General features: G+C 40.7%; 15 protein-coding genes and 1 other RNA gene. 12 read left to right on the forward strand and 4 right to left on the reverse strand.

Going from position 1 to position 12,494, the window contains the following annotated elements; translation table 11 throughout:
* Nucleotides 1–11 precede the first annotated feature (11 nt).
* Entirely contained in the window at nucleotides 12–701 is a 690-nt protein-coding gene (locus tag JJ692_RS05510) for an ABC transporter permease (RefSeq protein WP_024423486.1), read from the forward strand.
* A gap of 80 nt (nucleotides 702–781) precedes the next feature.
* Here the strand turns inward: JJ692_RS05510 and JJ692_RS05515 are convergent, their stop codons facing one another.
* The 3 genes from JJ692_RS05515 to JJ692_RS05525 all read right to left on the reverse strand — a co-directional run bounded on the left by JJ692_RS05515 (nucleotide 782) and on the right by JJ692_RS05525 (nucleotide 2,120).
* A complete protein-coding gene (locus JJ692_RS05515; RefSeq protein WP_073207472.1) occupies nucleotides 782–1,102 on the reverse strand; it encodes a catDE operon transcriptional regulator CatR in 321 nt (106 codons plus the stop codon).
* Nucleotides 1,103–1,183: 81 nt separating this feature from the next.
* Nucleotides 1,184–1,585 carry a helix-turn-helix domain-containing protein gene (locus JJ692_RS05520; protein ID WP_073207468.1) on the reverse strand — a complete coding sequence of 134 codons (402 nt, stop codon included), beginning with the start codon at nucleotides 1,583–1,585 and terminating at the stop codon, nucleotides 1,184–1,186.
* 130 nt (nucleotides 1,586–1,715) lie between these two features.
* Nucleotides 1,716–2,120, reverse strand: a complete 405-nt coding sequence (locus tag JJ692_RS05525) for a helix-turn-helix domain-containing protein (protein WP_024426060.1) — start codon at nucleotides 2,118–2,120, stop codon at nucleotides 1,716–1,718.
* A 154-nt stretch (nucleotides 2,121–2,274) separates the two neighbouring features.
* Here JJ692_RS05525 and JJ692_RS05530 point away from each other — a divergent pair, with 154 nt between their 5' ends.
* From JJ692_RS05530 to JJ692_RS18920, 8 genes are all read left to right on the forward strand, one after another.
* Entirely contained in the window at nucleotides 2,275–2,505 is a 231-nt protein-coding gene (locus JJ692_RS05530) for a helix-turn-helix domain-containing protein (RefSeq protein ID WP_145925725.1), read from the forward strand.
* Nucleotides 2,506–2,537: 32 nt separating this feature from the next.
* On the forward strand, nucleotides 2,538–2,828 hold the full coding sequence (locus tag JJ692_RS05535) for an AbrB/MazE/SpoVT family DNA-binding domain-containing protein (protein ID WP_024426058.1): 291 nt from the start codon (nucleotides 2,538–2,540) through the stop codon (nucleotides 2,826–2,828).
* 185 nt (nucleotides 2,829–3,013) lie between these two features.
* Nucleotides 3,014–3,247 (forward strand): preprotein translocase subunit SecG, encoded by a 234-nt coding sequence (secG, locus tag JJ692_RS05540; protein WP_003212746.1) that lies wholly within the window; start codon nucleotides 3,014–3,016, stop codon nucleotides 3,245–3,247.
* A gap of 124 nt (nucleotides 3,248–3,371) precedes the next feature.
* Entirely contained in the window at nucleotides 3,372–4,118 is a 747-nt protein-coding gene (locus JJ692_RS05545) for an alpha/beta hydrolase (protein WP_024423480.1), read from the forward strand.
* 19 nt (nucleotides 4,119–4,137) lie between these two features.
* Complete coding sequence (gene rnr, locus JJ692_RS05550) at nucleotides 4,138–6,480, forward strand: ribonuclease R (RefSeq protein ID WP_024426057.1); 2,343 nt, start codon at nucleotides 4,138–4,140, stop codon at nucleotides 6,478–6,480.
* 139 nt (nucleotides 6,481–6,619) lie between these two features.
* Nucleotides 6,620–7,090: an SsrA-binding protein SmpB gene (smpB, locus tag JJ692_RS05555; RefSeq protein WP_012011279.1), complete on the forward strand. Its 471-nt coding sequence runs from the start codon at nucleotides 6,620–6,622 to the stop codon at nucleotides 7,088–7,090.
* Between the two features lie 174 nt (nucleotides 7,091–7,264).
* Nucleotides 7,265–7,627, forward strand: a transfer-messenger RNA (tmRNA) gene (gene ssrA / locus JJ692_RS05560).
* A 744-nt stretch (nucleotides 7,628–8,371) separates the two neighbouring features.
* Nucleotides 8,372–8,875, forward strand: coding sequence for a hypothetical protein (locus JJ692_RS18920; protein ID WP_073207462.1), 504 nt, complete (start codon nucleotides 8,372–8,374; stop codon nucleotides 8,873–8,875).
* Between the two features lie 373 nt (nucleotides 8,876–9,248).
* Here JJ692_RS18920 and JJ692_RS05570 read toward each other — a convergent pair whose 3' ends face one another.
* Nucleotides 9,249–9,485: a hypothetical protein gene (locus JJ692_RS05570; RefSeq protein ID WP_135031203.1), complete on the reverse strand. Its 237-nt coding sequence runs from the start codon at nucleotides 9,483–9,485 to the stop codon at nucleotides 9,249–9,251.
* A 239-nt stretch (nucleotides 9,486–9,724) separates the two neighbouring features.
* On the opposite strand from JJ692_RS05570, the gene JJ692_RS05575 reads away from it, so the two are divergent.
* From JJ692_RS05575 to JJ692_RS05585, 3 genes are all read left to right on the forward strand, one after another.
* Entirely contained in the window at nucleotides 9,725–11,326 is a 1,602-nt protein-coding gene (locus JJ692_RS05575) for a histidine kinase N-terminal 7TM domain-containing diguanylate cyclase (RefSeq protein ID WP_024426055.1), read from the forward strand.
* Between the two features lie 256 nt (nucleotides 11,327–11,582).
* Nucleotides 11,583–12,038 carry a DUF6376 family protein gene (locus JJ692_RS05580; protein ID WP_073207454.1) on the forward strand — a complete coding sequence of 152 codons (456 nt, stop codon included), beginning with the start codon at nucleotides 11,583–11,585 and terminating at the stop codon, nucleotides 12,036–12,038.
* 106 nt (nucleotides 12,039–12,144) lie between these two features.
* Nucleotides 12,145–12,450, forward strand: a complete 306-nt coding sequence (locus tag JJ692_RS05585) for a metal-sensing transcriptional repressor (RefSeq protein ID WP_024423476.1) — start codon at nucleotides 12,145–12,147, stop codon at nucleotides 12,448–12,450.
* Nucleotides 12,451–12,494: the final 44 nt, after the last annotated feature.

Raw genomic sequence — 12,494 nt, forward strand, 5'->3', positions numbered from 1 at the left:
TGTCACGGCTGATGGACACACTGCAGCAATTATGGACGTATTATCAGCAGAACGGGTCATATGTGTTAGAAGAATTTTATCGCCATTTTCTCATGTCGGCGTATGGGGTGTTATTTGCGGCGATTGTCGGGATTCCAGTAGGCATCTTTGTCGCGCATTACCGCAAGCTGAGCAATTGGATCTTCGCCGTTACCAACGTCATTCAAACGATACCGGCATTAGCGATGCTTTCCGTATTGATGCTTGTATTAGGACTTGGCGCAAATACCGTCATCCTATCACTCTTTCTGTATTCGCTTCTGCCGATCATCAGAAACACGTATACAGGCATTGTCAGCATTGAACATGCTTATTTAGAATCAGGTAAAGCGATGGGCATGACGAAATGGCAAGTGCTGAGAATGGTTGAATTACCGCTTGCTTTATCAGTCATTATGGCTGGTTTAAGAACCGCACTGGTCATTGCCATCGGTATTACAGCGATTGGAACATTTGTGGGCGCGGGAGGACTTGGTGATATCATCATCAGAGGATCAAACGCCACAAACGGAACAGCTATCATTTTAGCAGGTGCGATTCCAACTGCACTCATGGCTATTATGGCTGACCTTGTCATGGGCTGGCTCGAACGCTATTTAAGCCCGACAAACAAGAAAAAGGAAAGAAAAGCGTTAGCTGAAAAAAACATCACATCTGCTTAAGCGGTTGAAAAGACAAAACCTCCCTTACATCTGTAAGGGAGGTTGTTTTATGATGATCAGGCGGTTCGCATGCTGGTATTTTATGATTCAAGCGTGATCCAGTCAGAGGACCACTTCGCAATTTCCTCAAAAACGGGTGCAAGTGAACGCCCCATATCTGTTAAAGAATACTCAATGCGCACGGGTGTTTCAGCAAAAACCTCCCGTTTTACAATACCTGCTGCCTCCAGCTCTTTTAATCTCTCAGATAAAACTCTTCCACTTAAATTTGTCAGAGCTGCCTCAATTTCGCTAAAGCGCTGCTGACCTGAGAGAAGCTGAAAAACAATCAGTGCCACCCAGCGTTTACTCAATAACTCAACTGCTTTTTCAAACCGCGGGCACATGTCAGATTGATTCATCTTTCTTCACTCCAATCTGAACCCATTATACCGTAAATCTGTCATAAATCGGCGCAAAAAGCTTGTCAATGATGAAAACATTTATGAGGACGAACGGCTGTTTAACATAAATAACAAATAGCGGTTGAGGTCCTCTATTTCTTTTTTCGAAAGGGTAGACCAAATGTCACCATCAAATATTTCTAGATCAGCAAGTTCATATTGCGCTGCGGCTTCCTTTATTTTGGATAAAGCAAGATCATCTTCATCGTGCTGATGGACAGAAGAGGCCTCCTCAATATAGCCCGCAGCCTGCATCATGTCTTCATAAGGTACCTTTAACGCACCAGCTAGCTTTTTAATCGTAGGAGGTTTCGGAATGCCGCGTTTCCCGTTTTCAATACGAGATATACCGGCAGCGCTGACCTCAGAATACATCGCTAATTGGTTCACCGACAGCTTCTTTTCCTCACGTAATGCTCTTAAATATGCACCAAAGTTCATCAACGCAAAACCTCACATGGTTATAGATTCGATATGTCTATTTTACTTGATTTGTTGACTATTGGCAATAAGCACACCATGAAAATATTGACATTAGTTAATGGTGGATGTACATTAGGTTTATGCCCCGCTATTTGTTCGCCTTTTTTTGGTCGATGAGTGTGAGAAAGTATTCATTCAGCTGGCTGATGTCTTGTGCGGAGAGCCTTTCCCATTTGTCTCCGTCAAAAATGGGGAGATGTTCTACATCCTTTTGAAGCGCCGTTTGATAGATTTTTAACATGGACTCATATTTCGGTTTCATTTCATGAACTTGTTCCTGTTCAATATGACCGGCAAGCAGCATTAAATCCTCATAAGGCACCTTCAAGGCGTGTGCTAATTTTTTTATGGTTAAAGGCTTTGGCACACCGCGCTTTCCATTTTCAATACGAGAAATACCAGCAGCGCTTACACCTGAATACATGGCAAGCTGATTGACCGACATTTTTCTATTTTCTCTTAAAATGCGTAATTGTTCACCAAAGTGATTCATGACATCGAACCTCACTTTTCAGTATATGACTTATTTTAGTATGATCATTGACCAAAGGAAATAGCAGAGGGGTAAAAGTGTTGACATAAGTTAATGAATCTGCTTGATGTGAGAGCCTTACATGTTGTACATAATGATTCCATAGGAGGTTGTAATGATGGTCGAAAAGATTCAGATCAGGCGGGCTTTTGTCATGCAGTATATGATCGAGAACGATATGTCGTTAAATCAGCTCGCTGATGAAATTGGCATCTCTCCTGCCACACTTAGCAGGGTATTAAATGGTCACCGAAAACCAGGACAGCTTGTCATTGGCAAAATGATTCATTACTTTGATAAAAAATTTGAAGATCTATTTTACTATGAAGATATTGACAAAAGTTAATAAATGATATCATCATCAAGGAGGAAATGTCATTGAAAAGGACTGGGATGGTCAGACACATTGATTCTCTCGGCAGAATTGTTCTGCCCTCAGAAATGCGCAAGGTACTCAATATTAAAGAAGAGCAGTTGTTAGAAATTTTCATTGAAGATCAAACCATTATGCTGAAAAAATATGATGCAGATAAGAGCTGCCTGTTAACAGGACAAGTGACGAAGTACAACAAAAGCTATGGAAATGGGAGCGTGATGCTGAGTCCTGAAGGAGCTGAACGCTTGTTAGTAGAATTAAAACAGCTATTGAAGGAAGAAGCAACTCATTAAAATGTGTTTTTAACCGAAAAATTGCATATAAAAATGCTGCAGCCAGCACTTTGGAACGAAATTGTATCAAAATAACGAATCAAGTCGACAATATATAGGAAATCTTTATTTTGATGTTTCGTGACATGCACCTTGTTTTCATGTAAAATAAAGTTATGTGTACCAGTTTGTCTGGAGGTGTTTTCATGCACGCATTTGTTATCACATTACTCGTAATTGTCAGTATCGCACTTATCATCGTTGTATTACTACAATCAAGTAAAAGTGCTGGACTGTCAGGCGCTATTTCAGGTGGAGCCGAGCAGCTTTTCGGTAAGCAAAAAGCGAGAGGCCTTGACTTGATTCTTCACCGATTAACGGTTATTTTGTCAGTGCTTTTCTTCATCTTAACACTTGCATTGGCATATTTAGGCGTGTAAAGCGCGAGTAACAGAAGGTCTGATCTTTTTTCAGACCTTTTTTTATTATCAGCACTCTTTTGTGTTTGTTTCATACATACAAGTGGAAAATATAAACCATATCAGAAGGAAAGGAAGTCACATCATGAAAGTTGTTACACCAAAACCATTTACGTTTAAAGGTGGAGAAAAGGCGGTGCTTCTTCTTCACGGTTTTACTGGGAATACAGCCGATGTTCGAATGCTTGGCCGTTATTTGAACGAAAGAGGATATACATGCCATGCACCTCAATATAAAGGACACGGTGTGCCGCCAGAAGAGCTTGTCCATACAGGCCCGGCTGACTGGTGGAAAGATGTAGAAGAAGGCTATCAATTCTTAAAAGATGAGGGCTATGAGGAGATTGCAGTTTGCGGACTATCCCTCGGAGGAGTTTTTTCATTGAAATTAGGTTACACTGTACCTGTAAAGGGAATTGTACCTATGTGTGCACCTATGTACATAAAAAGTGAAGAAGTCATGTACCAGGGTGTACTAGATTATGCCCGTAACTATAAGAAATTTGAGGGTAAGTCAGAGGACCAAATTGAACAAGAAATGGAAGCATTCAAGAAAACACCAATGGATACACTGAGGAGCCTGCAAGAACTGATTGCAGATGTCAGAAACAATGTCGACATGATCTATTCACCTACTTTTGTTGTGCAGGCACGTCACGATCATATGATTAATACAGACAGTGCGAATATCATTTATAACGAAGTAGAGACAGATGATAAGCATTTGAAATGGTATGAAGAATCAGGCCATGTCATCACGCTTGATAAAGAGCGGGAGAAGGTTCATCAGGATGTCTATGCATTCTTAGAATCACTTGATTGGTCAATTTAAATATATAGGGGGTTAGAGTGTGCAAAAAGAAGAATTTATGGATGAATTACTGGCTTTTATGAAAGAAGAAGCATATAAACCGTTAACTGTTCAAGAGCTGGAAGTCATGATGGAGATTACCAATCCTGATGATTATAAAGAGCTCGTCAAAGCACTTGTGACGCTGGAGGATCAAGGACTCATCGTTCGCACGCGCAGCGACCGTTACGGTGTACCAGAAAAAATGAATTTGGTAAAAGGAAAGCTGTCTGCTCATGCAAAAGGATTTGCATTTGTAACGCCTGAAGAGTTTGGACAGGATGATATTTTCATTCCGCCAAATGAATTAGGTACAGCGATGAATGGCGATACCGTCATGGTTCGTGTCAGCCACAAATCAAACGGCACGAAAAAAGAAGGAACGGTCATCCGTATTCTCGAGCGTAATACTCAGACGGTTGTCGGTACCTATACAGAAACGAAAAGCTTTGGCTTTGTCATCCCTGATGATAAAAAAATCACAAACGATATCTTCATTCCGAAATCCGCTAAAAACGGTGCGGTCGAAGGTCATAAAGTCGTTGTGACGCTGACAAGCTACCCTGAAGGAAGAATGAGTGCAGAGGGTGAAGTGACTGAAATCCTCGGTCATAAAAATGACCCTGGCATTGATATTTTGTCGATCATTCATAAACATGGTCTGCCAGGTGAGTTCCCAGAAGAAGCACTTCAGCAAGCAGTAGACACACCGGAAACGATTGATGAAAAAGACCTTGAAGGCAGACGCGACTTGCGCAATGAAACGATTGTGACGATTGACGGTGCAGATGCAAAGGACTTAGATGATGCCGTAACTGTGCAAAAGCTGGATGATGGCAAATATAAGCTTGGCGTGCACATTGCAGACGTTTCTCATTATGTCACAGAGAATTCCCCGATTGATCAGGAAGCTTATGAACGTGGAACGAGTGTGTATCTCGTCGACCGCGTCATTCCGATGATTCCGCATCGTTTGTCAAACGGTATTTGTTCATTAAATCCAAAGGTCGATCGTCTCACCCTGTCTTGTGAAATGGTTATTGATCGTAACGGGAAAGTCGTCAAACATGAGATTTTCCAAAGTGTGATCAAAACGACAGAGAGAATGACCTATTCCGATGTGAATAAGATTTTAGTCGACCAAGATGAAGAGCTTCTAAATAAATATGAGCCACTCGTGCCGATGTTCCAAGAGATGGAGAAGCTTGCAGAGATTCTTCGTGACAAACGAATGGAGCGTGGAGCTGTAGACTTTGACTTCAAGGAAGCAAAAGTACTTGTAGATGATGAAGGCGCTGCGAAAGACGTTGTCATTCGTGAGCGTTCCGTTGCAGAGAAATTAATTGAAGAATTCATGCTTGTTGCAAACGAAACGGTTGCCGAGCATTTCCACTGGATGAATGTTCCGTTCATTTACCGAATTCATGAAGAACCAAATCCTGAGAAACTTCAGCGCTTTTTAGAGTTCGTGACGACGTTTGGCTACATTGTGAAAGGGACGTCAACGAACATTCACCCGCGTGCACTTCAAAGTGTCCTCGATGCTGTCAGGGATCAACCGGAAGAAGTCGTCATTCAAACTGTGATGCTTCGTTCTATGAAACAGGCGAAGTATGATCCAGAAAGCATTGGCCATTTTGGATTATCAACGGAATTCTATACACACTTCACATCACCGATCCGCCGTTATCCGGATTTAATCGTGCATAGACTGATTAGAACCTATTTGATTCAGAAAAAGACAGATGAAGCAACCCTAGAGAAGTGGGGCCAGCTGCTGCCTGAAATCGCAGATCATGCATCGACAATGGAGCGCCGCTCAGTCGATGCAGAGCGTGAAACAGATGACCTGAAAAAGGCAGAGTTTATGCTAGATAAAATCGGTGAAGAGTTCGATGGTATGATTAGTTCCGTGACGAACTTCGGACTATTCGTTGAACTGCCGAATACGATAGAAGGTCTTGTCCATGTCAGCTACATGACTGACGACTACTATCGCTTTGATGAACAGCACTTTGCTATGATCGGTGAACGTACAGGAAATGTCTACCGTATCGGTGACGAAATCACTGTCAAAGTCGTGAATGTCAATAAAGATGAGCACTCAATTGATTTTGAAATCGTCGGTATGAAGGGCACTCGCCGTAAATCACCAAAAGATTTCAAGTTCAAAAAACGAACAGATCCACCAGCGAAAAAAGGGCGTGGAGGTCAAAAAGCCTCTGGGGAAAAAGGCAAAGAGGATAAAAGCGGAAGTGACTGGTTCACAAGCCGTAAAAAGAAGAAAAAGAAAAAACGCGTATTTGAAAACGCACCGAAACAAAAACGCAAAAAGAAAAAGTAACGTGCCAAAAAGCAAATGGGGCATCACGCTCTATTTGCTTTTTGACCACATGGCGTCAGCATTGTCGAAAGCTGGATTGTTTGATAAAATAATCCGTACGATTTGGACCGTGTTTGTGTCAAAAGGAGGGTGTACGCCAATGCCAAAGGGAGAGGGAAAGGTTGTTTCCCAAAACAAAAAAGCAAATCATGATTACTTTATAGAAGAAACGTATGAAGCTGGTCTTGTGTTGCAAGGAACTGAAATCAAATCGATTCGTGCTGGAAAAGTGAATTTAAAAGATTCCTTTGCCAAAATCGAACGAGGAGAAGTGTTCCTTCATAACATGCATGTGAGCCCATACGAGCAGGGGAACCGTTATAACCATGATCCGCTGAGAACGAGAAAGCTGCTTCTTCATCGCAAGCAAATCAGCAAATTGATTGGTGCGACGAAGGAAGAAGGCTATTCACTTGTGCCTCTGAAACTCTATTTGAAAAATGGCTTTGCCAAAGTGCTGATTGGAATCGGAAAAGGGAAGAAGAAATACGATAAACGTGAAGACTTGAAGAAAAAAGATGCAAAACGTGAAATCGAACGTGCCTTCCGCGATCGTCAAAAGCAATTCTAGGCTGATGCTGATGGCTTGCTGAGAGCGGAAGCATTATGCTACAATATGTTATGCAGTAAACAATTATCGCTGTTTTGACAGAAACCACCAGTTGTTTCGAGCAGTGAGATTGTTATAATAGTTATATACGGAAGCAGTGAAGCTGAACTTCCATCCCGTATATCCCTTTTACAAGGGGACGTTACGGATTCGACAGGGATGGTTCGAGCTTAGGCTGCGAGCCGAGAGGCGATCTCGTTAACACGCACTTAAATGTAACTGGCAAAACTAAAAGTTTTAACCAAAACTTAGCACTAGCTGCCTAATAAGCGCAGCGAGCTCTTCCTGACATCGCCTATGTGTCTGTGAGGAGCCCAATGAAGTAGGCTACGCTTACGTTTCCGTCTGAGAACGTAAGAAGAGATCCATCAGACTAGCTCTCCAAGCGCCCGTCAGCAGGCATGCGGATGAGTGAACACGAAATATGTTGACTACGCTCGTAGACGCTTAAGTAATCGATGTCTCTGGACGTGGGTTCGACTCCCACCGTCTCCATCAAAACTTTTAGAATGCAGTCGCATCAAGGGTTTGAAAGCCCTTGATGCGGGTCTGGCAACATTTTGGCAACATTTTAAAAAACTTCTTCTTTCATAAAAGCTACAACTTCCTTTTGTGTGGAAGGGTATATATGGCTATAATTGTTTAGTGTTTCTGAGAACTCCTCCATTTTTTTTGAGGGGTTTTTTGTGTTAATTCAGTTACTTCAAGTACACCTATCTATCATCCGTATTTTTGGAAAATCAAAAAACAAGTAGAGAAAGGAGGGATAGATCTATCTTGTGTAATGCTTCTTATTACTTATTTTTACATAAATGTTGGAAGACGAAAAGGAAATTTGAGATAATAAATTGAAATTACCTTGGATATACATGAAAAGTAGATGTGTAGAATGTTTGATTTTTCTCTAATTTGGGAGGTGAACTATAATGAATGGTATAGATATATTAGAGAACGCTTCAAGACTTGGTCAATTAATTCTTTTCTTCTCTGGATACGCTCTTTATTGGAAACTAGTCAAAACAAAAAAAGAGCGCCCTCTCACAAAGTACGAAAATTTCCTTAAATTTTTTGTAATGTTGGGCATGGTCATTTATTTTCTCTCGTTTTTATGTTTAAACTTGTGGGCGTAATATGTCGATTTATGTATGATTGTGTCTAATGGGTTTAACTCTCTCTTAAAACCCTTTATTTTACATAAATGTATGATAAAGTAATTTTAAGTTAAAAAAAGGGGGAGTTAATATGAAAAGATTGGCTTTTTTAATGTTAGCATTAGTTCTGGCTGTGACTGCCTTTGTTCCAGCTGCTGCTGCAAAGACACAAAGCACAAAGGGATTAGAAGGTTTGACAGAAGAGCAAATTGAGAAGTCTTTAAAAGAAATTGAATACATCTTCACAAAGATTATCATTTCTGATAAAGAAAAAGGCTACACCATTAATGAAGAAGAGCTTGCAAAATCACATTATACAGATGCAGAGAAAAATGGCATGATCGCTTTCGCAAAATTAATGAATCAAGAAGCGACCACGAAAAGTAACACGGTAACTCGCTGTGTCGAGGATGCAGTTGGTATCGCTAAAGGTACTTTAAAGCATCTGCAAAAAGCAATAGATAAGGGAGATTGGATGACAGTGGCAGTATACCTAGGCGGTATGGGCCTTGCAATTAAGCCGAGCGTGTTATTCGTATTCATGCTATTTTGTGGTGCGCCAGTAGCCAAAATTGCTCCTGCTCAATATGAATAAGAGTAATATGTAAAATTGGCCGTCCACCTGGGCGGCTTTTTTACATTACTTAAGCCACCATTCCTTCTTCTCTTTATCCCCATTCTAATTCATTTCTTGACACAAGATTTTTAACTCCTTTAGGATCGTCGGCTCATCTTTACCAGCTTTTCGTTTAAGTTCATCCAACGAAGGATTCTTGAGTATTAGAATAAATGGACCATGCAAAAGCAGAAGTTAGTAAAATTGAAGATGAGAAAGCTAAAGCTAAAGATACACCAAAGGACAAATCAAAACCTTGATTTAGAAAAATAATGCTGGAACTTTTTAAGGGATGATTAACTGAACTTGTTTCACAGCAGAAAAAGAGATGTCAGATCTGGCATCTCTTTTCTTATGTACGGTTTCTCAAAGAAGACACCAACCGAACAAACAAAGGAAAAACGACAACCACCGCAATCATCATCAAAAATCCATCCGGCACAAGTTCCACAAACGTTGTCTGAATCACATAAACCGCAATCAGCAGTAAATAACTGATCAAAAATAACAATCCAGAACTTCTCTTTTTAAACGGTTTTTCCAAAAGAATCAGCATAAACAGCCCCGTCATAATCATCCAAAAAGTCATATTCCTTTCGAGTCTCCTCTCCATTCATCCCCACATTGTACATATATTTCTCCAGATGCAACATACTTCTCCCTCAAATTAAGCAAAAAGTAGTGAAAATATAAGGAATCTCGAACCGATAACGCCTGAAATTTTACAAAAAATCTCCAACCAATTCAAAATCACATCTTCCCATTTGAGACGTCCTCATATATAGTAAGATTAGACTAGTTCTAAATAACTGAAATTGGGGCGTTTACATGGATTCGATTGTTTTACATTTTATTGTGATCATGAGTGTTTCTGGCATTCTGTCCGTGATATTATCAATCATTGCTCATGCAAACCGCCATCGATATATTGGCTGTCAATTGTTTATGTACATGTCTGGAGCAACTGCGATTTATATCTTTGGGCATACGTTTGAATTATTGGCTCGTACTCCTGGAGAAATCATGTTCTGGGTTTGTTTTCAATACATAGGTCTTCCGTTTATCGCACCGCTCAGTCTGCTGATTGTGCTGCAATTTACGGGGTTCCATCAATATTTAACAAAGCGCCGCGTGCTTCTCATCTTATTGATTCCAACTCTCACAACCATTATGGTGTTCACCAACTCTTTACATTCACTCTTTTATCGAAGCATCACGATGAATCCAGTAGATGGGTTTTTATTGGCTGATTTTACGATTGGCTATTGGTATATCATTCATGGCGTTTATACGTTTGGCTGTTCGATGCTTGCTATCTTTATGCTGCTTTGGTTTTTACGTGTCACAAAAAAAGAATATTTAAAGCAGATTCTGATACTGTTAGTGGGAATGTCATTACCAATTTTGACTTCTTTTATTTATTTATTAGGTGTTACACCCCTACATATTGATCCGGTTCCTGTGGTGATGTTTATCACTAACGCACTCTATTTATGGGCAATTATGTCGTTCCAGCTCTTTAAGCTGTCTCCCATTGCAATGGAGCGTGTGTTTGAGCATATGTCTGAAGGGGTTCTGATTTTAGATCGATATCGGACACTCATTGACTACAATCCCGCTGCTGCATCGATCATTCCAGCACTTGCGAATAAAAAGGGAATTGGCCATAAAATCGACGATATTTTCTCAGCAATCATCAAAGATTCAGCGTTCATTCAATGGCTGCGCTCTCCACAGGATCATTCGCAATATGATTTAATGTGGAAAAAGGAAAAAGACCAGTCCTGCTATTATCATTTGACCGCTTCGTCTCTATTTAATAGAAGAGGAGAGATCGAGGGCAGGCAAATAGTGATCAGTGATGTAACAGAGCAGCGTTTGCTGCAGGAAGAGCTGGAGCGTCGTGCGTATATTGATGGTTTGACGAATATCTTCAATCGTTCTTCTTTCATCGAACGAACGCAGATGATCCTGGAAGAGGATGCACAGGATACGGCTGTTATGCTGTTTGATATTGATTTCTTTAAACAAATCAATGACACACACGGACATCATATTGGGGATGAAGCGCTGCGTCATGTTGTCTCTATTTGTCAGGAGCATTTACAAATGGATGATTTATTTGGACGATATGGGGGAGAAGAGTTTGCCATTTGTCTGCCTCATCAGTCATTTAAAGAGGCATGTCATATCGCGGAAAAAATAAGACATTCGTTTGAAGCAAGTTTCTTTACGAATGATGAGGAAAAAGTGCGAGTGACAGCGAGTTTTGGAATTGCTCACACAGCCAATGATCCTTGTGTATTAGAGACACTTCTATTTGAAGCGGATCAGGCCTTGTATATGTCAAAACGCCAAGGGCGGAACCGGATTTATGCATCCACTGGTAAGGGCCATGTGCTGTATCAAGAGCAGGATCTTCCGAATTGACTGTTGTCCTGACATTCGATATGATAAACATAACATTTGAACGGTTTCCTAAAGGGGAGTAGCTTTTACGGTTTGGTCGTCATTACAGAAACATCCGTTGTTTCTCGGCTATTCCGGCATGAACAATGTTAGCCAGACCTTTGCCTATCACACATGAGGCAAAGGTCTGGCTATTTTTAAGGTCTTTTTGCATCTGTGTGATAGAGAAGCGGAACAAATGATGCTTTTAATCCTACAGATGAAAGGATGATCGATCTTGAAAAAATATGTGATGGCTTTCCTATTTTCTGGAACGCTTGTATTAAGCGGGTGCTCCGGCTTGCTTGATCAGGTCAACGATACAACGACATATGTCACTGAGGCAAATGACTATGTGACAGACATTCAGCAATTTACAGAGGACTTTCCAAAACTCGCTGAAGAAGCTGTGCAAAATGCCGCCAAAAAAGCAGAATTAACGCAGCAGCTTGAATCATTGAAGGCAGACATTCAAGATTTTAATGATGTCACAGCGCCAAAAATGGCAGAAGATCTGCATGCGCAAATCATTGAAAAAAATAAAGTGCTGTCAGAGGAAATCCAAACGTATTTACAGCAATTGAAAGCAGGCGATATCGATGTTGCCTCCATATTGGAGGATCAGCAGGGATTGATGAAACAGCTTCAGCAATCCGTCAATCTTTTGCAGGATATCGAACAATTAACAAATTAGGACAAACATAGCTTTATATGCGATGCTCAGCATATCTTTGCCTTTTCCGGTGGAGATATGCTTTAATTTAGGTACAGACAAGTCATAATGGAAAAAAGGTGATTACATGACAGAACATGAAGAAAGACATAAGGCTTCGCCTAGAGCTGAGAAGGAAAAGGACCAATTGATCAATCGCTTGAAACGAGTGGAAGGACAAGTGCGCGGGATTCAGCAAATGATTGAAAACGATCGTTACTGTATAGATGTTGTGAATCAAATCTCCGCAGTCAATGCGGCTTTGAAAAAAGTCAGTCTTCATTTGATGGAAAAGCATACACACCATTGTGTTGCAGATGCTATCAAAAGCGGCAATGGGGATGAAGCCATTGAAGAGTTAATGACGGTCTTTACGAAACTGACAAAATCGTAGCATTTATGTTTACATTGATACCCTACTAGGGTATAGTAAATTGT

This window comes from Bacillus sp. 3a (assembly GCF_017161885.1).
GTDB lineage: Bacteria > Bacillota > Bacilli > Bacillales > Bacillaceae > Bacillus > Bacillus safensis.

Bases quoted from the DNA above. Each gene is read 5' to 3' on its own strand.
- JJ692_RS05515 (WP_073207472.1), bottom strand. From the start codon at position 1,102: ATGAATCAATCTGACATGTGCCCGCGGTTTGAAAAAGCAGTTGAGTTA.
- JJ692_RS18920 (WP_073207462.1), top strand. From the start codon at position 8,372: ATGAAAAGATTGGCTTTTTTAATGTTAGCATTAGTTCTGGCTGTGACT.
- JJ692_RS05530 (WP_145925725.1), top strand. From the start codon at position 2,275: ATGATGGTCGAAAAGATTCAGATCAGGCGGGCTTTTGTCATGCAGTAT.
- JJ692_RS05520 (WP_073207468.1), bottom strand. From the start codon at position 1,585: ATGAACTTTGGTGCATATTTAAGAGCATTACGTGAGGAAAAGAAGCTG.
- JJ692_RS05585 (WP_024423476.1), top strand. From the start codon at position 12,145: ATGACAGAACATGAAGAAAGACATAAGGCTTCGCCTAGAGCTGAGAAG.
- smpB (WP_012011279.1), top strand. From the start codon at position 6,620: ATGCCAAAGGGAGAGGGAAAGGTTGTTTCCCAAAACAAAAAAGCAAAT.
- JJ692_RS05545 (WP_024423480.1), top strand. From the start codon at position 3,372: ATGAAAGTTGTTACACCAAAACCATTTACGTTTAAAGGTGGAGAAAAG.
- JJ692_RS05510 (WP_024423486.1), top strand. From the start codon at position 12: ATGGACACACTGCAGCAATTATGGACGTATTATCAGCAGAACGGGTCA.
- JJ692_RS05525 (WP_024426060.1), bottom strand. From the start codon at position 2,120: ATGAATCACTTTGGTGAACAATTACGCATTTTAAGAGAAAATAGAAAA.
- JJ692_RS05575 (WP_024426055.1), top strand. From the start codon at position 9,725: ATGGATTCGATTGTTTTACATTTTATTGTGATCATGAGTGTTTCTGGC.
- secG (WP_003212746.1), top strand. From the start codon at position 3,014: ATGCACGCATTTGTTATCACATTACTCGTAATTGTCAGTATCGCACTT.
- JJ692_RS05570 (WP_135031203.1), bottom strand. From the start codon at position 9,485: ATGACTTTTTGGATGATTATGACGGGGCTGTTTATGCTGATTCTTTTG.